General features: G+C 68.9%; 23 protein-coding genes. 11 read left to right on the top strand and 12 right to left on the bottom strand.

The window, feature by feature from the left end; genetic code table 11:
• From atpD to ACIQ3R_RS04015, 4 genes are all read left to right on the top strand, one after another.
• On the top strand, window positions 1–1,239 hold a 1,239-nt coding region (atpD, locus tag ACIQ3R_RS04000), incomplete at its 5' end, for a F0F1 ATP synthase subunit beta (protein ID WP_397415372.1).
• A 6-nt stretch (window positions 1,240–1,245) separates the two neighbouring features.
• The gene (locus tag ACIQ3R_RS04005; protein ID WP_397415374.1) at window positions 1,246–1,509 is read left to right on the top strand and encodes an ATP synthase F1 subunit epsilon; all 264 of its coding nucleotides are present in this window, start codon (window positions 1,246–1,248) and stop codon (window positions 1,507–1,509) included.
• 94 nt (window positions 1,510–1,603) lie between these two features.
• Window positions 1,604–2,266: a hypothetical protein gene (locus ACIQ3R_RS04010; protein ID WP_397415376.1), complete on the top strand. Its 663-nt coding sequence runs from the start codon at window positions 1,604–1,606 to the stop codon at window positions 2,264–2,266.
• A 13-nt stretch (window positions 2,267–2,279) separates the two neighbouring features.
• Window positions 2,280–2,531: a hypothetical protein gene (locus tag ACIQ3R_RS04015; protein WP_397415378.1), complete on the top strand. Its 252-nt coding sequence runs from the start codon at window positions 2,280–2,282 to the stop codon at window positions 2,529–2,531.
• Here ACIQ3R_RS04015 and ACIQ3R_RS04020 read toward each other — a convergent pair whose 3' ends face one another.
• From ACIQ3R_RS04020 to ACIQ3R_RS04060, 9 genes are all read right to left on the bottom strand, one after another.
• Window positions 2,532–3,284 (bottom strand): alpha/beta hydrolase, encoded by a 753-nt coding sequence (locus ACIQ3R_RS04020; protein WP_397415380.1) that lies wholly within the window; start codon window positions 3,282–3,284, stop codon window positions 2,532–2,534.
• A gap of 67 nt (window positions 3,285–3,351) precedes the next feature.
• Window positions 3,352–3,822, bottom strand: a complete 471-nt coding sequence (locus ACIQ3R_RS04025; RefSeq protein WP_397415382.1) for an RNA pyrophosphohydrolase — start codon at window positions 3,820–3,822, stop codon at window positions 3,352–3,354.
• A gap of 10 nt (window positions 3,823–3,832) precedes the next feature.
• Window positions 3,833–4,990: a divergent polysaccharide deacetylase family protein gene (locus ACIQ3R_RS04030; protein ID WP_397415384.1), complete on the bottom strand. Its 1,158-nt coding sequence runs from the start codon at window positions 4,988–4,990 to the stop codon at window positions 3,833–3,835.
• Window positions 4,991–5,049: 59 nt separating this feature from the next.
• Window positions 5,050–6,030, bottom strand: coding sequence for an NADPH:quinone oxidoreductase family protein (locus tag ACIQ3R_RS04035; RefSeq protein WP_397415387.1), 981 nt, complete (start codon window positions 6,028–6,030; stop codon window positions 5,050–5,052).
• A complete protein-coding gene (locus tag ACIQ3R_RS04040) occupies window positions 6,030–6,656 on the bottom strand; it encodes a TetR/AcrR family transcriptional regulator (RefSeq protein WP_397415390.1) in 627 nt (208 codons plus the stop codon). The genes ACIQ3R_RS04035 and ACIQ3R_RS04040 overlap by 1 nt, the downstream gene beginning before the upstream one ends.
• Before the next feature lie 77 nt (window positions 6,657–6,733).
• Window positions 6,734–7,657, bottom strand: a complete 924-nt coding sequence (locus ACIQ3R_RS04045) for an SDR family oxidoreductase (RefSeq protein ID WP_397415392.1) — start codon at window positions 7,655–7,657, stop codon at window positions 6,734–6,736.
• Window positions 7,658–7,983: 326 nt separating this feature from the next.
• Window positions 7,984–8,556, bottom strand: a complete 573-nt coding sequence (locus tag ACIQ3R_RS04050) for a hypothetical protein (protein WP_397415394.1) — start codon at window positions 8,554–8,556, stop codon at window positions 7,984–7,986.
• A 64-nt stretch (window positions 8,557–8,620) separates the two neighbouring features.
• On the bottom strand, window positions 8,621–10,267 hold the full coding sequence (locus tag ACIQ3R_RS04055) for a M28 family metallopeptidase (protein ID WP_397415396.1): 1,647 nt from the start codon (window positions 10,265–10,267) through the stop codon (window positions 8,621–8,623).
• Between the two features lie 72 nt (window positions 10,268–10,339).
• Window positions 10,340–11,110, bottom strand: coding sequence for a TetR/AcrR family transcriptional regulator (locus ACIQ3R_RS04060; RefSeq protein WP_397415398.1), 771 nt, complete (start codon window positions 11,108–11,110; stop codon window positions 10,340–10,342).
• A 182-nt stretch (window positions 11,111–11,292) separates the two neighbouring features.
• On the opposite strand from ACIQ3R_RS04060, the gene ACIQ3R_RS04065 reads away from it, so the two are divergent.
• The 3 genes from ACIQ3R_RS04065 to ACIQ3R_RS04075 are packed head-to-tail and all read left to right on the top strand — an operon-like array spanning window position 11,293 to window position 16,912.
• On the top strand, window positions 11,293–12,723 hold the full coding sequence (locus ACIQ3R_RS04065) for an efflux transporter outer membrane subunit (protein ID WP_397415400.1): 1,431 nt from the start codon (window positions 11,293–11,295) through the stop codon (window positions 12,721–12,723).
• Between the two features lie 8 nt (window positions 12,724–12,731).
• Complete coding sequence (locus tag ACIQ3R_RS04070) at window positions 12,732–13,793, top strand: efflux RND transporter periplasmic adaptor subunit (RefSeq protein WP_397415402.1); 1,062 nt, start codon at window positions 12,732–12,734, stop codon at window positions 13,791–13,793.
• On the top strand, window positions 13,790–16,912 hold the full coding sequence (locus ACIQ3R_RS04075) for an efflux RND transporter permease subunit (protein ID WP_397415404.1): 3,123 nt from the start codon (window positions 13,790–13,792) through the stop codon (window positions 16,910–16,912). The genes ACIQ3R_RS04070 and ACIQ3R_RS04075 overlap by 4 nt, the downstream gene beginning before the upstream one ends.
• A 4-nt stretch (window positions 16,913–16,916) precedes the next feature.
• Here the strand turns inward: ACIQ3R_RS04075 and purT are convergent, their stop codons facing one another.
• Window positions 16,917–18,113 (bottom strand): formate-dependent phosphoribosylglycinamide formyltransferase, encoded by a 1,197-nt coding sequence (gene purT, locus ACIQ3R_RS04080; protein WP_397415406.1) that lies wholly within the window; start codon window positions 18,111–18,113, stop codon window positions 16,917–16,919.
• 5 nt (window positions 18,114–18,118) lie between these two features.
• Entirely contained in the window at window positions 18,119–20,089 is a 1,971-nt protein-coding gene (gene tkt / locus ACIQ3R_RS04085; protein WP_397415408.1) for a transketolase, read from the bottom strand.
• A 137-nt stretch (window positions 20,090–20,226) separates the two neighbouring features.
• On the opposite strand from tkt, the gene ACIQ3R_RS04090 reads away from it, so the two are divergent.
• The gene (locus ACIQ3R_RS04090) at window positions 20,227–20,493 is read left to right on the top strand and encodes a DUF4164 family protein (RefSeq protein WP_397415410.1); all 267 of its coding nucleotides are present in this window, start codon (window positions 20,227–20,229) and stop codon (window positions 20,491–20,493) included.
• Window position 20,494: 1 nt separating this feature from the next.
• Window positions 20,495–20,827, top strand: coding sequence for a cell division protein ZapA (locus ACIQ3R_RS04095; protein WP_397415412.1), 333 nt, complete (start codon window positions 20,495–20,497; stop codon window positions 20,825–20,827).
• Window positions 20,828–20,830: 3 nt separating this feature from the next.
• Here the strand turns inward: ACIQ3R_RS04095 and ACIQ3R_RS04100 are convergent, their stop codons facing one another.
• Entirely contained in the window at window positions 20,831–21,868 is a 1,038-nt protein-coding gene (locus tag ACIQ3R_RS04100) for a fatty acid desaturase family protein (RefSeq protein WP_397415414.1), read from the bottom strand.
• Window positions 21,869–22,014: 146 nt separating this feature from the next.
• Here ACIQ3R_RS04100 and ykgO point away from each other — a divergent pair, with 146 nt between their 5' ends.
• Together ykgO and ACIQ3R_RS04110 are read left to right on the top strand one after the other, a co-directional pair.
• Complete coding sequence (gene ykgO / locus ACIQ3R_RS04105) at window positions 22,015–22,140, top strand: type B 50S ribosomal protein L36 (protein WP_397415416.1); 126 nt, start codon at window positions 22,015–22,017, stop codon at window positions 22,138–22,140.
• Window positions 22,141–22,154: 14 nt separating this feature from the next.
• Window positions 22,155–22,745 (top strand): HAD family hydrolase, encoded by a 591-nt coding sequence (locus ACIQ3R_RS04110; protein WP_397415418.1) that lies wholly within the window; start codon window positions 22,155–22,157, stop codon window positions 22,743–22,745.
• The last annotated feature ends 137 nt before the right edge of the window (window positions 22,746–22,882 follow it).

Raw genomic sequence — 22,882 nt, forward strand, 5'->3', positions numbered from 1 at the left:
GGCCAGCCGGTGGTCGACACCGGTAAGGCGATCATCGTGCCCGTCGGCCCGGCCTGCCTTGGCCGCATCATGAACGTGATCGGCGATCCCATCGACGAGGCCGGTCCGATCAACTCGGCGTTCTCCTCACCGATCCATCGGGAGGCGCCCTCTTTCGCCGAGCAGTCCACCTCGGCCGAGGTGCTGGTCACCGGCATTAAGGTCATCGACCTGCTCTGCCCCTACACCAAGGGCGGCAAGATCGGCCTCTTCGGCGGCGCCGGCGTGGGCAAGACCGTGACCATGCAGGAGCTGATCAACAACATCGCCAAGGCCTACGGCGGTTACTCGGTTCTGGCCGGCGTCGGTGAGCGCACCCGCGAGGGTAATGACCTCTATCACGAGATGATCGAGTCCAACGTGAACGTGGACCCGCGCGCCAACAACGGCTCGACCGAAGGCTCCAAGTGCGCCCTGGTCTACGGCCAGATGAACGAACCTCCGGGCGCCCGCGCCCGCGTCGCCCTGACCGGCCTGGCCCAGGCGGAGTACTTCCGCGACCAGGAGGGCAAGGACGTCCTGCTGTTCATCGACAACATCTTCCGCTTCACCCAGGCCGGCTCGGAAGTGTCGGCGCTGCTGGGCCGCATCCCCTCGGCCGTGGGCTATCAGCCCACGCTGGCCACCGAGATGGGCAACCTGCAGGAGCGGATCACCTCCACCTCCAAAGGCTCGATCACTTCGGTGCAGGCCATCTACGTGCCCGCCGACGACCTGACCGACCCGGCGCCGGCGGCCTCGTTCGCCCACCTTGACGCCACCACCGTGCTGAGCCGCGACATCGCCGCTCAGGGCATTTTCCCGGCCGTGGACCCGCTGGACTCCACCAGCCGGATCATGGACCCGCTGGTGATCGGCGAAGAACACTACCAGGTCGCCCGCCGGGTGCAGGAGACCCTGCAGACCTACAAGCAACTCAAGGACATCATCGCCATCCTCGGCATGGATGAGCTGTCCGAAGAGGACAAGCTGATCGTCGCCCGTGCGCGGAAGATCCAGCGCTTCCTCAGCCAGCCGTTCCACGTGGCCGAGCAGTTCACCAACACACCCGGCGTGCTGGTCAGCCTGGAAGACACCATCCGCTCGTTCAAGGCCTTGGTGGAGGGCGAGTACGATCACCTGCCCGAGCCGGCCTTCTACAACGTCGGCACCATCGAGGACGCGGTCCGCAAGGCCGAAGCCCTCGCCGCGGAAGCGTAGGCGCCCATGGCCGAAAAGCTGAATTTTGCCCTGGTCTCGCCTGAACGGGAGCTATTCTCGGGCCTGGTGGACCAGGTGGACGCACCCGGCTCGGACGGAGACTTCGGCGTGCTGGCGGGCCATGCGCCGTTCATGACCACGCTGAAGGAGGGTCATCTCCGCGTGCACAATAACGGGTCGGTCACGACCTATGAGGTGCGCGGCGGCTTTGCGGACGTCACGCCCGATGGGCTGACGATCCTCGCCCAGCATGCAGTGGAAGCCGCTTAGGCAGCGGGAACAATCGCCGCGATTTCGGCGCCAAGAGGCCTTGCCACCGTCGCCTTGTTTCAGTTTCATTCCGGCCGAACTTCAGGGAGCCTCCATGCGCCTCGTCCTTTCCAGCCTGATCCTCGCCGCGGGCCTCTCCAGCGCCGCACAGGCGCAGGACCCCGCCCCGGCGGCGCCGGCCGAGGCCGCGCCTGCTGCGCCTGCTGCGCCTGCTGCGCCTGCTGCGCCTGCTGCGCCTGCTGCGCCGGCCGTCGCCCCCGAGCCGCCGCCCCTGCCGACCGCCGGTCCGGGCTTCGAGGCCATCCAGGTGCTGGAGCGCATCTGCAAGCCCGTGGTGCGCGGCGAGAAGCTCGACGACGTCGCCAAGGCTCAAGGCTTCAGGCTGAACCGGCGTGAACAGAACTGGAGCCGGCCACTCGGGACCGGCAACAGGGCCTACCAGATCATCGTCTATCCTCCGGGTTCAAACCGCGGCGTTTGCATGGCCGACCTGCGTTTCGCCATGGGCCAGGAGGAAGAGATCGCCAAGGCGCTGAACGTCTGGGCCTTCGTGCACAGTCCGCCGCTCGACCCCACCGCCAACTACACCCAGCCGCAGGATCCGGACGGCCTGAAGCGCGTTCGGCGGTCGTGGGAGTACCTGACGGCCAACAGCTCCATCGGCCTGAACTTCTCGACCGTGCGCAACCCGGACGACACCCAGGTCAACAAGAACTACGACCTGGCGACGATGCAGTATCAGGAACGCACGTTCTGATGAGCTCGGGTCTTTGAGCCCGGCCGACGTCGGCGGCCTCGTCGGCGTCGCCCTTATCCTCGTCGCCTATGCAGGCGGCGCGCTTGGGCGGCTTGATCCTACGCGGCCGCAGGCCTTGCTGCTTAACTTGACGGGCGCACTCTTGATCCTCTGGTCACTTGTGACCGAGGACTTCAATCTGTCCGCGACGGTGATGGAGACGGCGTGGGCGCTGATTGCGCTGATCGGTCTGGCGCGCTGGGCATTGGCCAAACGGCGAGCCTGATCAGGCCGCGACCCGGGCTTCCGTCTCGAGCCAGCCCAGAACCTGGTCAGCGACGCGCTCCCAGCCCTCCTCGCCGATCAGCCAATGGCTCATGCCAGGCAGCACGTAGCAGGCGGCTCCGACGCGGGCGGCGGTCTGACGGACCGTGGCGGGACTGTGCACGACGTCGCGTTCGCCGACCATCGCCAACGACGGGCACGGCAGGGCGCCGATCCCCACGCTGGTGGTCATGAACGGATCGAGCCACCAGTTGAGCACCTCGCGGATGGCGCGTCCGCTCTCGGGCGCGAGGCGGGCGAGGATCTCATCACGGAGCGGCTTGGGCGTGCGATCGAGGCTGTGGCTGCGCATCAGGCCGCGGTCGGGCGTGACCGCGCCGCTCCAGAATGGGTCGGCGAAGGCGACGCCGAAAGCGGTCGCGGCCTCCTCGATTGAGGCGCCGGCGACACCCCAGGGGGCGGAGGGCGCCAGCATCACCAGGGCGCGCGGCCTCACCTGGCGAGCGGCGAGCTGGCACACGAGCCCGCCCAGCGAGTGACCCAGAAGCACCGGCCGCTCTGGAAGGCCGGCGCAGAGACGTTCCAGCGCACCGGCATAGTCGCGCATGGACAGCCCGGCGACCCCGCCCGCAGCGCCGTGGCCCGGCAGGTCCGGCGCCAGCACCGTCCAGCCCCGCGCCTCGAACGGCGCGCGGAAGAGGTCGAACGCCCAGCCGCCGCAAAAGGCGCCATGCGTCATCACCACTGTCGGCATGAAGTCCCCGGCCTCTCTCAACCCCGACCCTACCATACCGGGCGAGCGCCGGTTGGCGATGCAGGAATCAGGCCGCGAAGGCGGCGAAGGCTCGCGCGACCTCGGAATAGACCGGGCGCTTGAAGGGCACGATCAGATCGGGCGCCTCGGCCAGCTGGGCCCAGCGCCAGGCATCGAACTCGGGCGTGTGGTGGGAGCCCAGGTCAAACTCGTCCTCGGTTCCCAGGAAGCGGTAAGCGAACCAAGCCTGCTTCTGGCCCTTCCAGCCGCGCCGCAGTTCCTCACGCACCAGTTCAGGGAAGTCATAGGTCAGCCAGCCCTCGGTCCGGGCCAGGAAGCTGACGCTCACCGCGCCGGTCTCCTCGGCCAGCTCTCTCCGGGCGGCCGCCTCCAGATCCTCGCCGTCGTCGACCCCGCCCTGCGGGAACTGCCAGGCGTGGCCGCTCTCGGTCCCGGCCCGCTTGCCCAGCCAGACATGACCCTGCGTATTGAAAAGCACCACGCCCACATTGGGCCGGTAGAGCGAGAGGTCGGTCATCACGTCCGGGTCATCGAGGGCGCGTCAGCGCCGAGGCCGGGGCGAGCTGATAGCCCTTGGCCTCGACCTCCCGCGCCCAGCGGGCCACAGCGGAGAGTGTCACGGGATAGGCCCGCGCGGCGCCCAGCGCCTGGCCCTTCTGCAAGGCTCCGGCTTCCAACATCAGCAATTGGCGATTGATGGCGGAGTCGGAGGGGTTCGTATCGATGGTGCGCTCGGCGGTGGCTCTGGGAAGTCCGCCCCCCAGTCGACCGGCCTCGCCGGTGTCGATGAACGCCAGGCCCCGGTTCTTGAGCGATCCGGCGAAGGCGGCGAAGGCGGCGGGCTCAGCCAGGAAGCGCCCGCCCGCGGCGTTGATCACCCCGAAGTAGCCGGCGGCGCGGGAGAGGATCCACTCAAGCCGTTTGGCTGTCTCGGCCGGCTGGCTGCCAGCCAGAAGGGTGTAAGGGCCCGGGTCGTTCTCGGGATAGTCGAGCGGCTCCAGCGGCGCCTCGATCATGACTTCGTGGCCCTTGGCGCGGGCCAAGTCGATCCAGGCTTGCAGGTTGTCGGCATAGACAACGAACGACAGCGTGATCTGAGGCGGCAGGGTGTCGATGGCCTGTTGCGTCAGGGTGGCGTTGAGGCCGAGTCCGCCCACCACCATGGCCACCTTGGGTCGACCGTCGGCTTTGAAGGGTCGCGCATAGGCGCCGGCCGGCGTGCGCCCGTCCGGCCCGATGATCGGCAGCGGCCCACCGGGCCCCGGCGCGTAGAGGCCGGCGATCGGCGCCTGGGCCAGCGACAGGCCGGTGATGATCTGGATCGGGGTCGCGCCAGGTCCCACGGCGGCGACGCCCGCCCGCGCGGAGGGTCGTTCGGTGAGGATCAGCCGCACGCGGTGATTGGCCGGTGTCGCCGCGGGGGGTCGCTGGCCGGCACGCCAGGCTTGTGGTGCGGTCTTGAGCGACGCGGCGAGGTCCAGGCGGACTTCACCCGGCGCAGGGCTATGGCCGCCGCCGAGCATGCTGGCCAACACCATGCCGGCCGCGCCCAGCGCCAGCGCCGCGCCCACAGGCGCCAGCACCGCCGGGCGCAGCAGCGCGCGCGGGCCCGGCAGCGCCGGGACACGCAACGCCGGACGCTTCAAGGCCGGCAGCTTCAGTTTGGGGAGCGCAATGGCGGCCACGGGACAGACTCCTGGCCGAACCGTCGAGTGATGCGGTTAACGCGGTCTTTCAGACGCCCTCAAAGATCCGGACGGATGATGGTTTTTCCGACCACGCTGCGCTGGGCGAGCGTCTCGTAAGCCTCGCGCCAGCCGTCGAGCGGGAACTCGGCGTGGACCCGTGGGCGCATGTGACCTTCTTCGGCCAGGCGCCAGATGGCGGCGTTGTTCTCGGCGCCCTTCTCGGGGAACTGACGGCCATACTCGCCGGCCCGCACGCCGTGCACGGAGAAGCCTTTAATCAGCGCGATGTTCACCGGAAGCGTCGGCAACCGCCCGGACGTGAATCCGATGGAGAGGATCCGGCCGCCAAAGGCGATGCAGCGGATCGACTCGTCGAAGACATCGCCGCCGACCGGATCATAGATGACGTCCGCGCCGCGCCCGCCGGTGATCTCCTTGACCCGTTCGCGGAAACCGCCGCTGACGTTGACGACGGCGTCGGGCGCATACTCATCGGCAATGATCTTCAACTTGGCGTCGGAGGCCGAGGCGGCGATCACCTTGCAGCCAAGATGCTGGGCATAGTCCACGGCCGCGAGGCCGACGCCGCCCGAAGCGCCGTGCACGAGAACCCACTCGCCGGCCTGGGCCTCGATGGCGCGGCTGAGCGCCACATAGGCCGTCAGATAGGCCACGGGGTAGCCCGCCGCCTGGCTGAAACTCAGGCCCTTGGGTTTGTGACGCAGGATCGCGGCCGGCAGCACCACATACTCCGCGAACACACCGCGTCCGCCGGAACAGACCGCGTCGCCGAGCGCGAATCCGGTGACGCCCTCACCGATCGCATCCACCTCACCGGCCATCTCCATGCCGCCGATGAAGGGGACCGGCGGCTTGTGCTGATGCTCGCCGCGCGTCTGCATCAGGTCGGGGAAGTTGACGGCGGCGGCGCGCACCCGCACCCGCACCTCGCCGGGACCTGGATCGGGCGCAGGCACATCCTTGACGACGCAGCCGGCATAGTCGGCAGCCAGCCGTTCCACCACCAGGGCCCGCATCAGAGGGCGCCTTCGTGCAGACCCTGGATACCGTTCAGGATCATGGCGACCGCGAAATCGGCGGCTTTGTTGATGTCTACGGGCCGGCGCATCAGCATCTTGTCACAAACCTCCCGGGCGACGCCGATACAGGCGGCGGCGAGGAACTCTGCGTCCACGGCGGGACCATGGCCCCGCGCTATGGCGTCTTCGATGGCCCCCTTCACCTCGCCGAACACCGCCGCCATTTCCGGGGTTTCACCCTGGACTGTAAGGTTGGGCTCTCCGGCCGGGCGCAGCGCTACCCAGGCGGCATGCTCGTCGGCCATGAAGGTGAAGTAGGCGACGATGGCCTCGCGGACGAAGCCTTCGAATTCGCCGCGGCCGCGCAGCGACTTCAGGATGGGCGCGAACCGCCGCGCCCCGTCGTCGGCCAGGGCCGCAAACACCTCTTCTTTGGAACGGTAGTAGTTATAGAAGGTGCCGGCGGCGAGCCCGGTGCGCCGGATGATGTCGCGCACCGTGGCCTGCTCGTAGCCGAGCTCGCCGAACACCTCGCGCGCGGCGTCGAGGATCGACTGGCGGTTCTGAACCTTGGTCTGCTCGCGCTTACCGGACGGCAGATACACAACTGAAGCCGAAGACATGTGACCGGTCCGCTCCCCCCGAAGATGACGTGCGTCATGATCGGGGGTTGCGAGTCTCGATGCAAGCCCGCGTTACATCATACGGTACGTTTCGCGCGGTCCGCCTCATTGGTGGACTTGATCGCGTTGCGCGCCGCCTCCCACTCCGCATCGCCCCAGGCCGAGAGCCGGGCGAACCCGCCGCCGCCCTGCAGGTGGCCGCCACCGTCGATGGCGATGGTCTGGCCGTTCACATAGGCCGAGCCCGGATCCAGCAGATAGACGGCCAGATTGGCCAGTTCACGCATCTCACCGTTGCGGCCGAGCGGGATGGTCGGATCCGGCTTCTTCCCATCCGCACCGACGCCGGCGCCGGGATTAAGCCGGGCCCAGGCGCCTTCGGTCGGGAACGGGCCGGGTGCGATGGCGTTGAAGCGCACGCCGCGGCCACCCCACTCAACGGCCAACGACTGGGTCATGACGTTGAGGCCGGCCTTGGACATGGCTGACGGCACGGTGAACGGGCCCCCGTGCCAGACCCAGGTGGTGAGGATCGAGACCACCGAACCGTGCTTGCCCTCGGCGAGCCAGCGCTTGCCCGCGTCAAGCGTCACATAGAACGAGCCCTTGAAGACGATGTTGGAGATCGCCTCGAAGCCGCGCGGCGAGAGATCTTCGGTTCGGCTGATGAAGTTGCCCGCCGCGTTGTTGACCAGGCCGGTGAGCGCCCCGCCGGACCAGACCTCGTCCATGGCGTCGTGGATGGCCTCGGGGACCCGGATGTCGCAGGCCATGCCGGTGCAGGACCCGCCCGCCACACCGCCGTGCGCATCGGTGATCTCCTTGGCTGCGTCCACGACAACGCCGCCCCGACGTCCCCAGATTGTGACGTCGGCGCCCAGCAACACGCAGGCCTCCGCCATCACCTTGCCCAGACCGGTCCCGCCGCCGGTGATCAGGATGCGCTGGCCCTTCATCAGGCCGGGACGGAACATCAGGTCGTTCGAGGAAAGATCGGTCACGGTGGGCCTCCGGAGGGTGTTTGAGGTTAGAGGAGGCCCCTGACGCCGGGTCGGTCAAGCGGAAGGCATGGGTCGCAGGCCTCCTGGCGAGGCGGGGTTTCGGATGAGGGTGCGCTTTGGAACCACGGAACGCACGGAAGGTGGTGCGAACCCCAACGCCCTCATGGCCCGTCATCCCCCGGGCTTGTCCGGGGGGATCCATCGTGGTTGCGCGCGCCGACCCTCGCAGCCGAGGCGCGGCGCGAGATCGCGGTCTCCCTTGCGGCGGAGGCATGGGTCCCCCGCACAAGGCCGGGGGATGACGGTGTTGGTGGGGCGTTGGGGCTTCAGCCCGACGCCCGCCTCAGTCTTCGTTCCAGCCGTCGTCGCTCGGCGCGGTTGGCCGGGGCGTACTGCAACGTCGGAGCCGGATCGGGCTCCGGCGGCGGGGGCATCTCGCCATTCAGCCGGGCCTTGATGTCGATGATCTGGGCTGAGTAGCGGCCGTCGGGGTCGAGGTCGGGGTTCCGGGCTATGGCCTTCTCCAGCGCCTCGGCGCGGCCCATCGCGGTCATAGGGAAGCCATCGCGTTCGCGGTCTCGGTCGGACTCGCGTTCCCGGTCTAGGTAACGATCACGGTCCCGGTCCGCCTGGGAGCGGACACGTGGGCCGCGCTGATCGTTTGCGACAGACTTGAAGACCGCCGTGCTGACGGCGGTGAACAACCTGACCTCAGCCAGGATTGAGAGTCGGACATTCCGTCCACAGATATCGAACGCCGCGATGGCCTTGTCCTTGGCCTCGTTGTCCGACCCGGCCGCCTTGAAGCGCGCATGGCAGTCCTTGGCCATGTCGCCGGCCATCTCCGCCATACCGGAGAGCAGGGCCTTCTGAGCCTGGATGTCGGCGCCGTCGCTCACGACCCAAATTGGCACATAACAAGAACATCAAGTCAAGCCCGTCGGGCCCGGGTCCGACCGCGGATCAGCGCCGCGCTGCAGCGGAGGCGTCCCGGGCGGCCTTGAACTCCGAGCCGGGCTTCCACTCCGGCCACGCCGTGCTGTTGGCGAGCTTGCGGCCGAGTTCCAGCAGCAGAGCCCCATCGGCCTCGGCGACGCGCGGATCCCAGGCGGCGTCGAACTCGTCGGCCGGCTGATGGTAGCGCATGGTGTTGTAGGCGATCTGCCGGGCGGCGCCGGCGTCGCGACCGCCCTCGATCAGATCCTGCCCGCCTGTGAACGAGATGGCCGGGACGCCGGCCTTGGCGAAGGGGAAATGGTCCGAACGGAAGAACAGGCCCGCCTCCGGCGATGCGTCAGGGCTGTAGCGGCGTCCGGCTCTGGCGCCCACCGCGATCAGGTCATCCTGCAAGGTGAGCGCCGCATTGCCCGAGGTGGAGAAATCGCGCGCCAGCCAACCGACACCGACGCTGTCCATGTTGAGGACGCCGACCGTCGTTTCGAGCGGATAGAGCGGCGTTTCGACATAGTAGGTCGAGCCCAGCAGCCCCTTTTCCTCGGCGGTGACGGCCAGGAACACCACGCTGCGATCCGGCCGCTTACCCCGGGCGAAGGCGCGGCCAAGCTCGATCAACAGGGCGACGCCGGAGGCGTTGTCGCGGGCGCCGTTATAGATCCGGTCGCCGTTGGCGTCAGGTACGCCCACGCCCAGGTGATCCCAATGGGACGTGTAGATCACCCGTTCCTCCGGCCGCCTGGCGCCCTCGAGTACGCCGACGACGTTCCGCGAGACGACCTTGTGAACCTTGACGCCGTAGTCGGCCGAGAAGGCCACGCCGGAGAGCTCGACGGGACGGAACGCCCGGGTGCGGGCCTGTGCCTTGAGCCGATCAAGGTCGAGTCCGGCGGCGCGCAGCATGGCGTGCGCCGCGTCGCGCTGGATCCAGCCCTCGAGGGGCGCGTGGGCCGCAGCGGGGTCCGGCCGAACCACGTCGAAGATATCGTCGACATTGGAGTTCCTGACCGTCGGCCAGCCATAGGAAGCGGGCTCGGTTTCGTGGATCACCAGGAACCCGACCGCGCCTTGCCGGGCGGCCTCCTCGAACTTGTAGGTCCAGCGGCCGTAGTAGGTCATGGCCCGGCCGCCGAAGTCGCCTTCGCCGCCTTCAAGGTCAGGATCATTGATGAGGACCAGAGCGACCTTGCCCTTGAGGTCCACGCCCTTGAAGTCGTCCCAGCCACGCTCGGGGGCCCTGACGCCATAGCCGACGAAGACCACCGGCGCGTCCTTGATGGTGACGCGATCCTGGCCGGTCTGGGCGGCGCGGATGGCGATCTGTTCGCCCTGGACCCAGTCCTGGACCTTGTCGGCCATCCTCACCGCAACAGCGACCGGGCCGTCCGTCCTGAAGCGCGCCAGCGGGACATCCTGGGTCCAGGCGCGTTCGCCGCTCGGCGAAAGATCCCCGCCGGGCTTGAGGCCCGCTGACGTCATCCGCTCGATCAGGAGGGCCACGATCTTATCCTCGCCCTCACTGGCGGGCCCGCGCCCCAGATAAGCGTCGGAGGAAAGCTCCTGAACGTCGGCCAGGACGCGGCGTCCATCGATCTCGGCGGCGGTCGCCGCGCCGGAGTAGACGGCCAAGAGGGCGGCGAAGAGAACGGCGCGCATGGTGTCACGGGTTTCGGGGAAAGGTCGGCCAGCCTATCCGGAGACGGAGCGACCGGCCAGTCCGCGGCCCGATCAGGCGCCTCCGCGGCGGACGGCGATATGCGCCTCTACGCCATCCAGCAGCCGCTCGAGACCGAAGGCGAACCGGTCGGCCACATCCACGTGCAGCGGGAAAATCTTACGGCGGACCACGTCGATCCGCTCTCGGCTGCCGGGACCGACCGCCTCCGGATGTTCGGCGAATGCGGCCTCCGCCTGCGCCATCCACTCCTCTTCTGTCCGACCGCTGGCGCGCTCGAGCTCTCGGTCTTCCCGGGCGGCCTGCAACGCGCCGGTGATGTAGTGCTGCAAGGCTTCCGCGGTGAGTGCGATCTCAGCCGGCTCCAGCCCCATGCCGGCCAGAGCGTCGATCATGATCTCGACCTTGCGCAGCACGTTGGGGCCGATCGGCGGGCGGCGCATGGCGATATCGAGCAGCCAAGGGTGGCGTTCGGTGAGCCGCCAGCGCATCCAGGCGATATAGGCCAGCCGCTCGCGCCAGCCGCTCATCGAGGGGTCGGGATCTGGCGCCTCGGCCAGCACCCGGTCGAACATGAGGTCGATCAACTCGGCCTTGGAGGGTACGTAGGTATAGAGCGACATCGGCGAGACGCCGACCGCCTCGGCCACCTTGCGCATGGAGAGGCCGTCGACGCCGACCTCGTCAGCGAGCGTTATCGCGGCCTGCACGACCGCCTCGGTGGAGAACCGTTGCTTGGGACCGCGACGCCCGGGTTCCTGTCGACCCCAGAGGAGATCGAGACCCCGTCCGGGGTCGCCGACGCCGGTGAAAGATTTTTCCATCTCGCCCAGACCCTACACGCTGGATAACACTTTACAACATACGGAGTTTGAGGCACAGCCCCCCGGAAGGTCCGAAGAGGCCTCAGGGGACGGCGACGCGAGAAGGTGCGCGAAACCCAGGCGCCATGCGCCCGTATTGAACCACCAGGGCCTTCCGGCCGAGCCGAAGACGACGTCAGAGAATGCGCGACACGCTATCTGTACCGAGGGTCCTGGCCGTGCTGATGCTTGGCGCGGTGACGCTTGGCGCGTGCGCGACGCCGCGCGCCGCCGATACGACCCTGCCCACCGCCTTTGAGACCCGTGATCCAGCCCCGGCTGGCGCCCTGGCGTTGGACACCTGGTGGACGGCCTATGACGATCCGGAGCTGACGGCGCTGGTGGAGCAGGCGCTGGCGCGAAATCCGGACGTTCGCACCGCCCGCGCCCGACTCGAAGAGATCCGATCCCAGGGCGCAGCAACCGTCCTGCAGTACGCGCCGCGCGGCGACGCGGTGCTGAGCGGCCGCAGGACGGACACCGAGCAGCTGTCCGGCACCCAGTTCAACATTCCCGGTTTCTCCACCAGCGGGGTGGCTGAGCAGGCGTCGGGCGCATTCAACGTCAGCTGGGAGCTGGATTCCCTGGCCCGGGGCGCCATCGCGCTCGGCGCGGCGCGGGCCGAGATCGACCGGGTCCGCTTCGCCTATGAAGCCACCCGCGCCCAGATCGCCGCCGCGACGGCCGACGCCTCGTTCCAGGCGCGCGGATTGTCGATCCAGCTGGCCGACGCCCGCGAGACCGCGCGCATCCAGGGCGAACTGCTCGCGCTGGCCGAGCGGCGGGTGGCCGAAGGGCTGGCCGCCGCCAGCGACACCGATCGGGTGGCGGGCGACCTCGCGCAGTCCCGCGCCCAGGTCGAAGGCCTGGAAGCCCAGCTTCAGGCCCAGTTGCGCGCCGTCCTGATCCTCACCGGACGCGCGGTGGAGCCGACGGCCAACCTGAACGCCGCTCCGCAGGTTGGCGCCGCGCCGCCGGCGCCGGCCAGCCTTCCATCCGACCTGCTGCAGCGACGTCCGGACGTCCGCCAGGCCGAGGCCGGCATCCGCTCGGCGGTCGGCCAGCAGCGGCTCGCGGCGCTGGAGTTCTTCCCAAGCCTGGTCCTGAGTCCGGGCTTCGGCTGGTCGCGGACCGAGCAACCGGGCTTCACGTCCGAGACCCAGAACTGGTCGATCGGCGGCTCGATCAGCCAGCCGATCCTGTCGATTCCCAGACTGCTGGCCCAGCTCAAAGTCCAGAACGCCCGCACCGAACAGGCTGTGACCGCCTATGAGCGGACCATCCTGACCGCCTTCCAGGAAGCCGAAGGCGCGCTGGTTGGCCTGGAGGCCGACCGCCGCCGCGTGGCGCTCCTGACCGACGGCGAAGCCCGGGCGCAGCGCGCCTATGAGGCCGCCAAGACCCGCTATGCGCGCGGGCTGACCGATCTTTCCACCACCCTCTCGGCTGAACAGGCCTGGCGCGCCGTGCGCGCTCAGCTCACCGCCGCGCAGGTCCAGGCCCTGCGCCGTTCGGTGCAGGCCATGAAGGCGCTGGGCGGCGGATGGCCGGCCCAGGCCTATGCCGCAAGATGAGACGCGTCATGAAGTCCGTACTGCTTTTGATCCCCGTGGCCGCCGCCCTGACGTTGGGGGCCTGCCGAAAGCCGCCCGAGGCCCAGACCGAAGCCCAGCGGGCGCGCGCGGTGACCGTCGTGCGTCTGGAGGCCAAGCCGATCCAGGGCTCGCTCACCGCCTCCGGCGATCTGGTGGCGCGCGAAGAGGCGGCTGTGCTGCCGGAGGTTACCGGATATCGGGTGATCCGCGTGCTGGCGGACGTCGGCGACTCCGTGCGCGCCGGACAGCCGCTGGTGATGCTGGAGCCCGCTCTGCTCGACGCCCAGATCGCTCAGGCGCGCGCCCAGGCGGCCCAGGCCGAGGACCAGGCCCGTCGGGTCGGCGAGCTCGACGGACGTGGGGTGCTAAGCGACGAACAGATCGCTCAGCGGCGGTTCCAGGCCCAGGCGGCGGCGGCCAACCTGCGCGCCCTGACGATCCAGCGGAGCAAACTTTCCGTGACCGCCCCGGTCTCGGGCCTGGTGCTGGAAAAGACGGTGCGCCCCGGCGACATGGCGGCCGGCGGCCAGCCCTGGTTCCGCCTCGCCCGCGACGGCCAGGTGGAGCTTTCCGCCGATCTGGCCGAGGATGATCTGGCCCGCGTCAAGCCCGGCCAGGCGGCCAGCGTCACCCTACCCGGCGGCGCCGTGGTCACTGGCCGCGTGCGGCTGGTGAGCCCGTTGGTGGACACCCAGACCAAGCTCGGCGAGGCCAGGATCACGCTCCCGGTGCGCCCGGATGTCCGCGTCGGCGGCTTCGGCCGGGCGGTGTTCGGTGATCTCGCCGCGCAGGTTCCCGCCGTGCCGGAAACGGCGGTGCGCTATGACGCCGACGGCGCGGCGGTAATGGTTGTCGGCGCCGACAATCGCGTGAAACGTGTGGCCGTTCAGACCGGATCGCGCGGCGGCGGCCTCGTGCAGATCACCAAGGGCCCGCCGCTCGGCTCCCGCGTTGTGGCCAATGCCGGCGCGCTGTTCCTTGAGGGCGACCTGGTGCGGCCGTCCGACGTCGCGCCGGCCGCCCAACCCAGTCCCAAGGCCGCGAAATGAGCGAGCCGACCCGCAGCTTCGCGATCTCCGCCTGGTCGATCCGCAACCCGATCCCGGTCGCGGTGCTGTTCATCGGCCTCGTGCTGGCCGGTCTGATCGCCTACGGCCGCCTGCCGGTGAAGATGTACCCCAACATCCAGTTCCCGCTGATCGCGGTGACGGTCACCCAGGCCGGCGCCGCGCCCGGCGAGATGGAAACCCAGATCACCCGCCCAATCGAGGACGCCGTCGCCGGGGTCACGGGGATCCAGAGCATCCAGTCGGTGGTGACCCAGGGGGTTTCGACGACGTCGATCCAGTTCGAGCTCGGCGAAAACCTGCAGAAGAAGACCGACGAGATCCGGTCCAAGGTCACCCAGGCGCGCGCCCAGTTGCCGCGCGACATCGACGAACCACAGGTCAATCAGATCGAGGTCGACGACGTCGCCCCGATCATGACGGTGGCGGTTTCCGCCCCGGCCATGAGCGACGAAGAGCTTTCGTGGTTTGTCGACGACACGATCGCCCGCAGCCTGCAGGCCGTGGAGGGAGTCGCTCAAGTCAGTCGCGTGGGCGGCGTGGCGCGTGAGATCAACGTGCTGGTCGACCCTGAGCGGATGGCGGCGCGCGGCCTGACCGCCGCCCAGATCAACAACGCCCTTCGCGGCTTCCAGCTGGATGCGCCTGGCGGCCGCGTCTCGGTGGGCGGGCGTGAACAGACCTTGCGGGTGATGGGCACGGTGCGCACGGTAGAGCAGCTGCGCGCCCTGATGATCCCCACCGGCAACGGCCGGTTCGTGCGTCTGACCGATGTGGCTGAGGTGGGAGACGGGGCCTCCGACGTGCGGGGCTTCGCCCGGCTGGACGGCCGCCCGGTGGTGGGCTTCCAGGTCTCCAAGACCAAGCAGGCCAGCGATGTCGACACCGAGGACGCGGTGTTCGAAGGCATGGCCAAGCTCGAAAAAGCCTATCCGGGCGTCAAGTTCTCGACGGTCTTTTCCTCGGTCACCGAGACCCGGGCCAGCTTCCGCGCCACCCAGACCGTGCTGCTGGAAGGCATGCTTCTGGCGGCGATCGTGGTGCTCGTGTTCCTGCGCGACTGGCGGGCGACGGCGATCACCGCGGTGGCCATGCCGATTTCGCTGATCCCGACCTTCCTGGTCATGAATCTGGCCGGGTTCTCGCTCAACATGGTGACGCTGATGGCGCTCACCCTGGTGATCGGCATTCTGGTCGACGACGCCATCGTCGAAATCGAGAACATCGAGAAGCGTGTGGCCCAGGGCGAGCGACCCTACAAGGCGGCCATGATCGGCGCCGACGCCATCGGTCTGGCGGTCGTCGCCACCACCATGGCGATCGTGGTGGTGTTCACGCCGGTGTCGTTCATGCCGGGCATCCCGGGCCAGTTCTTCAAGGAGTTCGGCCTGACCGTTTCGGTGGCGGTGCTGTTTTCCCTGGTGGTGGCCCGCCTCGTGACGCCGCCCATGGCGGCCTACTTCCTGAAGGCCAACGCCCACGCCAAGCCGCGCAAACCCTTCGAAGGGTTTTATCGCAACGTGCTGGAGTGGGCGCTGGCCCACCGGATCGTCTCGGCGATCATCGGCGGCATCCTGTTCATCGGCTCGCTGGCCCTGGTGCCGCTGCTGCCGGCCGGGTTCCAGCCGGCGGGCGACCCCGACTACCTCTATGTCGACATTCAGGGCCCGCCGGGCGCCACGGCCGACGACATGGAGACCTCGGCGGCGCGAATTACCGCGCTGTTCAGCGCCCAGCCTGAGGTCGAAGGCGTGTTCATCCAGATCGGTTCGACCGTTTCGAGCTTCGGTCCGGGATCGGGCGCCGGCGGCGGCGGCGATCTGCGGCGCGGCACGGTGACCGTCCTGCTGGACAAGGAACGCGAGGCCAGCGGCAACGAGATCAAGGATCGCCTGCGCGAGGAACTGCGCAAGATCCCCGACGTACGCCTGGGCTTCCTCGATTTCGAAGGCGGCGCCGGCTACCAGCAGATCCTGACCGGCACCAATACGGCCAACCTGGAAGCCGCCGCCCTGGCGCTCGAACGCCAGATGCGGACGCTGGTCGAGGTCGCCGATCCCAAGCAGTCCACCCCGCCGAGCGGGCCGGAGATCGTCATCCGGCCTAAGCCCGACGAGGCCGCGCGGCTGGGCGTCTCGTCAGACGCCATCGCCGCGGTGGTGCGCATCGCCACGGCCGGCGACATCGACGCCAATGTCGCCAAGTTCAACGAGGGTGAGCGGCGCATTCCCATACGCGTCCGCCTGCCTGAGACGGCCCGCACCGACCTGGCGCAGCTCAAGGCGCTGCGCGTCATGACCTCGAGCGGCAAGACCACGACCCTGGATAGTGTCGCGGACATCACCTTCCAGGCGGGCCCGGCCCGGATCGACCGGCTGAACCGTCAACGGCGGATCACCATCCAGGCCGAGCTCAACGGCGGCTACCAGCTCGGCCAGGCCCAACAGGCGGTCAACAACCTGCCGATCATGAAGAACCTGCCGGAAGGCGTGGAGCGGGCCTCTATCGGAACGGCGGAGGCCATGGCGCAGTTGTTCGGCGGCTTCGGCATGGCGATCTTCACCGGCGTGTCGATGATCTATGCGGTGCTGGTCTTGCTGTTCCGCAGCTTCTTCAAGCCGATCGTGATCCTCTCGGCCCTGCCGACCGCGGTGGGCGGCGCCTTCCTGGGACTGCTGGCGTTCAACCTCTCGCTCTCAATCCCCTCGCTGATCGGATTCCTGATGCTTCTGGGTCTGGCGGCGAAGAACTCGATCCTGCTGGTCGAGTACGCGATCGAACGCGAGCGAGAAGGCATGAGTCAGCACGACGCGCTGATCGAGGCCTGCCGCGAGCGGGCCCGACCCATTGTCATGACCACCTTCGCCATGGCCGCCGGCATGCTGCCGACCGCCTTTGCGCTGGATACGGGGTCGGAGTTCCGCCAGCCCATGGCGGTTGCGGTGATCGGCGGCCTGATCACCTCGACGGTGCTGTCGCTGGTGCTGGTGCCGGTGGTCTACGAGTTCGTCGATGACTTCGAACTGTGGCTCAAGCCCAAGCTGGCCCGCTTCGTCACACCGAAAGACGCGCCTGAGCCGAAGCCGACGGTCGAAGCGTAGCGAGCTAACCCGCTACCGGCCTGACCCGCCCGGCGGCTTCACGCGCACGCACGCGGGCTTCTTCGACGGTCTCGCCCCGGGCCAGGGCGACGCCCATGCGGCGACGCTCGAAGCTCTCCGGCTTGCCGAACAGCCGCAGGTCCGCGCCCGGGACCGCGAGCGCCTCGGCCACGCCCTCGAAGGCGACGCCCCGGGCCTCCAGCCCGCCATAGATGACAGCGCTCGCGCCCGGTTCGCGCAGCACAACGTCGACCGGCAGGCCCAGGATGGCGCGGGCGTGCAACGCGAACTCGCTATGCTGCTGGGTGGCGAGGGTCACCAGGCCCGTGTCGTGCGGGCGGGGCGAAACCTCCGAGAACCAGACCTCGTCGCCCTTCACGAACAGCTCGACGCCGAACAGGCCCAGACCGCCCAGCGCATCGGTCACTTTGGCGGCGATTTCGCGCGTGCGCGCCAGGGCGCGCTCGGACATGGCCTGCGGTTGCCAGCTTTCCACATAGTCGCCCTTCACCTGCCGATGACCGATGGGGGCGCAGAACAGGGTCTCGACCGCGCCGTCGCGCAGGGCGCGCACGGTCAATTGGGTGATCTCATAGTCGAACTCGACGCGCCCCTCGACGATCACCCTGGCCTGTTCGACCCGGCCGCCCTCCAGCGCATAGTTCCAGGCCGCCGCGATCCCATCTGGCGTCTCGACGAACGACTGACCCTTTCCGGACGAACTCATCACCGGCTTCACGAAGCAGGGGAACCCGGTCACGTCGCGGGCCGCCGTGGCGAGCTGGGATTCGGATGAGGCGAAGGCGTAGGCGCTGGTCGGCAGGCTGAGTTCCTCCGCCGCCAGCCGGCGGATGCCTTCTCGGTTCATGGTCAGCTGGGCGGCGCGGGCGGTCGGGATCACGGTGGCCAACCCATCAGCCTCGATGCGCGCCAACTCATCGGTGGCGATGGCCTCGATCTCAGGCACGATCAGATGCGGCCGCTCTGCCTCAACCAGCGCCCGGAGAGCCTTGGCGTCGGTCATGGCGATGACGTGGCTGCGGTGCGCCACCTGCATGGCCGGCGCGCCGGCGTAGCGATCCACGGCGATCACCTCGCAGCCCAGCCGCTGCAGCTCGATCACCACTTCCTTGCCGAGCTCGCCCGAGCCCAGCAGCATCACCCGGACGGCGGTGGGCGAATTCGGCGTGCCGAGGCGCATGGGCCTCAGAGCCTCGCCCTGGCGGCCGCGACCACGGCCTCGGCCGTGATTCCGAAATGCTTGTAGAGCACCGTGTCGGGCGCGCTGGCGCCGAAGCCGGTCATGCCGACAAAGCCGCCGTCGGACCCGATGAAGCGGTCCCAGCCCTGGCGGACGGCCGCTTCGACCGCGACTCGCACGGGCGCCTTGCCGATCACCCTGGCCTGGTCGGCAGGCTTCAGAGTCTCGAACAACTCGAAGCAGGGGACCGACACCACGCGGGTCGGGACGCCCTCGGCCTCCAGCATTTCCGCCGCCCTGACCGCGATCCCGACTTCGGAGCCCGAGGCGAACAGGCTGACCTTGGCCTCGGACGAGGCGGCGACCAGCTCATAAGCGCCCTCGGCGCAGGGATTGCCCTCCACGGCCCGGGTCCGCACGGGCGTCACCTTCTGTCGCGAGAGCGCCATCACCGAGGGCGTGGCCCGCGCGCCCAGCGCCAGCTTCCAGCATTCGGCGGTCTCCACCGCGTCGGCCGGGCGGAAGACATTGAGGTTGGGCATGGCCCGAAGGCTCGCCAGATGCTCGACCGGTTGGTGCGTCGGCCCGTCTTCGCCGAGGCCGATGGAGTCGTGGGTCATCACGTGGATCACCCGCGCGCCCATCAGCGCGCCCAGCCGGATCGCCGGCCGGGAATAGTCCGCGAAGGCGAGGAAAGTGCCGGAATAAGGAATCACGCCGCCGTGCAGCGCCATGCCGTTCATGGCCGCCGCCATGCCGAACTCGCGCACGCCGTAGTGGACGTAGCGCCCCGCATAGTCGGGCGCATCGAAGGCGCCCATGCCCTTGACGATGGTGTTGTTTGAGCCGGTCAGGTCGGCCGAACCGCCGATCATCTCGGGGATCGCCGGGACCAGCCGTTCGAGCGCCGCCCCGGAATGCTGGCGGGTCGCCGCGGCGGGGGGATTGGTCGTCGCCGCCGCGATGTGGGCGTCCAGCGCCTCGAAGGCGCCCTGCGGCAGGTCGCCGGCCATGGCGCGGCGGAATTCGGGACCCTGGTTCGAACTGGCCAGCCTGGCCTCCCAGGCCTTACGCGCCTTGGCGCCCTTGCGGCCCGCCTTGCGCCAGGGCTTCAGCACCTCTTCCGGCACCGTGAACGGCTCTGCGGTCCAGCCCATGGCCGCCCGCGCCTCGGCGATTTCCTTGTCGAACAGGGTGTAGCCGTGACTGTGGGGATCGCCCTCCTTGGGACCCGCGCCCTTGGAAATCAGGGTGCGGCAGGCGATCATGCTGGGCCGGTCCTGCCGCATCGCCCACTTGAGCGCCGCCTTGATGGCCTTGTGATCGTGGCCGTCGATGGCCTTGACCGCCCAGCCGGCGGCCTTGAAGCGGGCGACCTGGTCGCCTGTCTCAGCGATCGTGGCGACCCCGTCGATGGTGGTGTTGTTGTCGTCGAACAGCACGGTCAGGCGCGACAGCTTGAACCGCCCGGCAAGGCTGATCGCCTCATGGCTGACGCCCTCCATCAGGCAGCCGTCGCCGGCGATCACCCAGGTGCGGTGATCCACCAGCGCTTCGCCAAACCGCGACGCCAGATGGCGCTCGGCCATGGCCATGCCGACCGCCGTCGCCAGCCCCTGGCCAAGCGGACCCGTGGTGGTCTCGACGCCCGGTGTGTGTCCGTACTCCGGATGACCGGCGGTGTTGGAGCCCAGCTGCCGGAAGTTTCGGATCTGCTCCATGGTCACCGCCTTCACCCCGGTCAGGTGCAGAAGGGCGTAGATCAGCATCGAGCCGTGACCGGCCGAGAGCACGAAGCGGTCGCGGTCATGCCAGTCGGGCCGCGCGGCGTCGTACTTGAGCACGCCGTTGAACAGCACTGTCGCCACATCGGCCATGCCCATGGGCATCCCCTGGTGGCCGGAGCGAGCGGCGTGGACGGCGTCCATGGACAAAACGCGGATGGCGTCGGCCATGGTCTTCAGGGGCGCGGGCATGGGCTAAGGTCGGACTCGGCGTGGCGGGGATGGCGCGCGGCCTCGCATGCGCGCGCGAAAGGGTCAAGAAACCGCCACTGCATTTCCCCAGACTCACAGTCTCGGGCTATAGACAGGAACGAAGCGCGGAGGTTCGCATGAACGGCGAGACGTCCCTGGAGATCGCGGCCCGGCGGCTGGAAAGCGCGCTGCATGTGCTGGAGCAGCGGTTGACGCTGCGCCTCAAGGCGGCCGGTGACGCCGCAGGCGGTCTTTTCGACCAGGACCGGGCCAAGCTGGCGAGCGAACTGGACGCCTCTCGCGCCCGCGAGCGCGAACTGGAAGAGGCCGGGGCGCAGGCGTCGGAGGCTCTGGGCCGGGCGATCCGCGAGATCCGCACAGCGCTGAACGGACAGGAGGCCTGACATGGCCCAGATCAATGTCGAGGTGAACGGCCGTCCCTACGCCGTCGGCTGCGAAGACGGCCAGGAGGCGCACCTCATGGAGATCGCGCGCCTGTTCGACCATCAGGTGCGGCAGGTGAGCCAGGACCTGGGCCAGCTCGGAGACACTCGGCTGTTCCTGATGGGCGCGCTGTTGCTCGCCGATGAGCTTCATGACGCCCGGTCGCGTTTGGCGGCGCTGAACGCCGAGGTCCTCCGCCTGGAGAGTGAGAAAGGCCGGATCGAGGCCCGGGCCGTCGGCGCGCTCGACGCGGCCGCCGCCCGGATCGAGAAACTGGCGGCCGAGGGCGCCTGAAGCTTACCGCGCGGCCCGCATCCGGCCGATCAGCCGGCCCAGCGCCGGGATCAGTTCGCGCTGTTCCACTTCGCGATAGACGTGGGTCGCGGGCAGCGCCGCGACCAGCCGCCGATGGGCCAGACCGAGATTGTGATAGGGCAGGCGCGGCATCAGGTGATGCAGGGCGTGGTAGCGGAGCCCGACCGGCGCCCAGAGGAACGGCATCAGCGCCGGCGGCGGCACGTTGACCGTATCGCGAAACTGGTCGAGCGGGGCCATCTGAGAGCCGTCGTTCTCCCAGTAGTGCGCCACCGCCGTGCGGAGCTGGTTCACGAATGTCATCAGGGCGAAGATCACGGCGGCGGTAAGCATGACGCGGGTCGGAAGGACGCCCCCGACCCAGAGACCTAGCACCGTCCAACTCCAGGCCCAGGCGCCGATTTCCTGGGCCAGCCAGGCCGGCGTTTCCGCGCGTTCGAGATCCTCCCGCGCGAAGCCCGGGTTGATCACCATGCCCGAGGCCCGCGCCGTCACCAGGCGGCGCAACGGCGGGATCAGGAAACCCAGCGGCGCCAGCACCGCGAACCGGAACGTGGTCGCCACCGGCGCCAGCAGCGCGACGCCGAGGAACACCGCGAGTTCCCACAGCGGCCGGCGGGCCAGCGGATGGTACTCAGGATCGCGCGCAGTGCCGTAGCGGTCCTTGGCGTGGTGCAGGATGTGGACGCCCTCGTAGAGCAGCGAAGGCGTCAGCCACGGCACGCCGATCAGCAGGTTCCAGCCCAGGTGGAAGCCCGGCGCATCCTCGCGCTTCAGATGGGTCAGTTCGTGGATGAAGCTGATGCCGCGATAGAGCGCCAGCACCGCCACGGCGCCCGCCGCCAAGGTCAAGCCGAAGCTCTGAGCGGTCACCGCCACCGCGAAGGCCGCCCAGGTCAACGAGGCGGTGACGGCCAGGTCCAGCCAGTAGATGCGCGGGTCAGCGCGCATCAGGTCGCGCGCCAGATCGTTGGCCTGGCGGGCGAGGCTCTGCTCGGCGTATGGGGTCTCAGCGTTCAAGCCGCTGGATTTAGGACGCTCTGGCTCTGCGCCCAAGCCCTGAATCCGCCGCATGCGGTTGACTTGGGCGGTCGGCGCCGGTAGATGCCCGCTCCCGCCGCCGAAAGGCCGCCGGGGTTTCGGTTGTTGCAAGAAGATTTGGTCCGATGAAGGTCAGAAGCTCGCTCAAGTCGCTCAAGACGCGTCACCGCGACTGCAAGCTCGTGCGCCGCAAGGGCCGGGTCTACGTGATCAACAAGACCAACCCGCGCTTCAAGGCCAAGCAGGGCTGATCCGCCCCCTCGCCATCGTCTGGGACTTCGGCAACGTCATCGTCCGCTGGAGCCCGGCGACCCTCTACAAAAAGATCTTTCCGGACCCCCTCGAGCGCGAGGCGTTCCTGGCACGCGTCTGTCCGCTCGATTGGCACGCCGCCACCGATCGGGGCCGCACCTTCACCGAGAACTGCGCCGAGCGGATCGCCCGCTACCCCGAGCACGCCGAGGCGATCACGGCCTGGCGGACCCGATGGTGGGAAATGTTCTCCGGCCCGATCCCGGAGACCGAGGCCGCCATTGAGGCCGCGCACGCGGCGGGCGTCCCGCAGTTCGGCCTCTCCAACATCAGCCATGAGACGCTGGCCGGCACCATGGCGTTGAGCCCGGCGTTCGGGCGGCTGCAGGCGGTGGTGGCCTCAGGGCTGGAGGGCGTGATGAAGCCCGAGCCCGCGATCTACCAACTGGCCTGCGAACGGTTCGGCCTGGCGCCTGAGGAGATGATGTTCGTCGACGACAGCGCCGCCAATGTCGCCGGTGCGCGGGCGCTGGGCTTTCACGTCCACCACTTCACCGATCCGGCCGCGCTTGGCCCGGCGCTGAGGGCGCACGGCCTCTTCTGAGGTGAAGCCGCTACGAACTCCGCCCTTCGGCCACGTCGAGCGCGCGCTTGGCGCGGAGCTGGGCGGCGATCTCCTCGTGCCTCGCGCGTGAGATGGCGTAGGGAATCAGAAGCGCGGCGGCGACAACACCCATCAGC

Origin of the sequence: Phenylobacterium sp. (assembly GCF_044371015.1) — a bacterium.
Classification (GTDB): Bacteria; Pseudomonadota; Alphaproteobacteria; order Caulobacterales; family Caulobacteraceae; genus Phenylobacterium.

Excerpts from the sequence above, each read along its gene's own strand:
- ACIQ3R_RS04035 (WP_397415387.1), bottom strand. The coding sequence starts at position 6,030 with ATGCGGGCCCTGGTGGTGGAACGGCTGGCTGCCGACTATGCCGGCTGC.
- ACIQ3R_RS04055 (WP_397415396.1), bottom strand. The coding sequence starts at position 10,267 with ATGCGCGCCGTTCTCTTCGCCGCCCTCTTGGCCGTCTACTCCGGCGCG.
- ACIQ3R_RS04020 (WP_397415380.1), bottom strand. The coding sequence starts at position 3,284 with ATGCCGACAGTGGTGATGACGCATGGCGCCTTTTGCGGCGGCTGGGCG.
- ACIQ3R_RS04095 (WP_397415412.1), top strand. The coding sequence starts at position 20,495 with ATGGCCCAGATCAATGTCGAGGTGAACGGCCGTCCCTACGCCGTCGGC.
- ACIQ3R_RS04090 (WP_397415410.1), top strand. The coding sequence starts at position 20,227 with ATGAACGGCGAGACGTCCCTGGAGATCGCGGCCCGGCGGCTGGAAAGC.
- ACIQ3R_RS04005 (WP_397415374.1), top strand. The coding sequence starts at position 1,246 with ATGGCCGAAAAGCTGAATTTTGCCCTGGTCTCGCCTGAACGGGAGCTA.
- ACIQ3R_RS04060 (WP_397415398.1), bottom strand. The coding sequence starts at position 11,110 with ATGGAAAAATCTTTCACCGGCGTCGGCGACCCCGGACGGGGTCTCGAT.
- ACIQ3R_RS04075 (WP_397415404.1), top strand. The coding sequence starts at position 13,790 with ATGAGCGAGCCGACCCGCAGCTTCGCGATCTCCGCCTGGTCGATCCGC.
- tkt (WP_397415408.1), bottom strand. The coding sequence starts at position 20,089 with ATGCCCGCGCCCCTGAAGACCATGGCCGACGCCATCCGCGTTTTGTCC.
- ACIQ3R_RS04065 (WP_397415400.1), top strand. The coding sequence starts at position 11,293 with ATGCGCGACACGCTATCTGTACCGAGGGTCCTGGCCGTGCTGATGCTT.
- ykgO (WP_397415416.1), top strand. The coding sequence starts at position 22,015 with ATGAAGGTCAGAAGCTCGCTCAAGTCGCTCAAGACGCGTCACCGCGAC.
- ACIQ3R_RS04010 (WP_397415376.1), top strand. The coding sequence starts at position 1,604 with ATGCGCCTCGTCCTTTCCAGCCTGATCCTCGCCGCGGGCCTCTCCAGC.
- ACIQ3R_RS04025 (WP_397415382.1), bottom strand. The coding sequence starts at position 3,822 with ATGACCGACCTCTCGCTCTACCGGCCCAATGTGGGCGTGGTGCTTTTC.
- purT (WP_397415406.1), bottom strand. The coding sequence starts at position 18,113 with ATGCGCCTCGGCACGCCGAATTCGCCCACCGCCGTCCGGGTGATGCTG.
- ACIQ3R_RS04070 (WP_397415402.1), top strand. The coding sequence starts at position 12,732 with ATGAAGTCCGTACTGCTTTTGATCCCCGTGGCCGCCGCCCTGACGTTG.
- ACIQ3R_RS04040 (WP_397415390.1), bottom strand. The coding sequence starts at position 6,656 with ATGTCTTCGGCTTCAGTTGTGTATCTGCCGTCCGGTAAGCGCGAGCAG.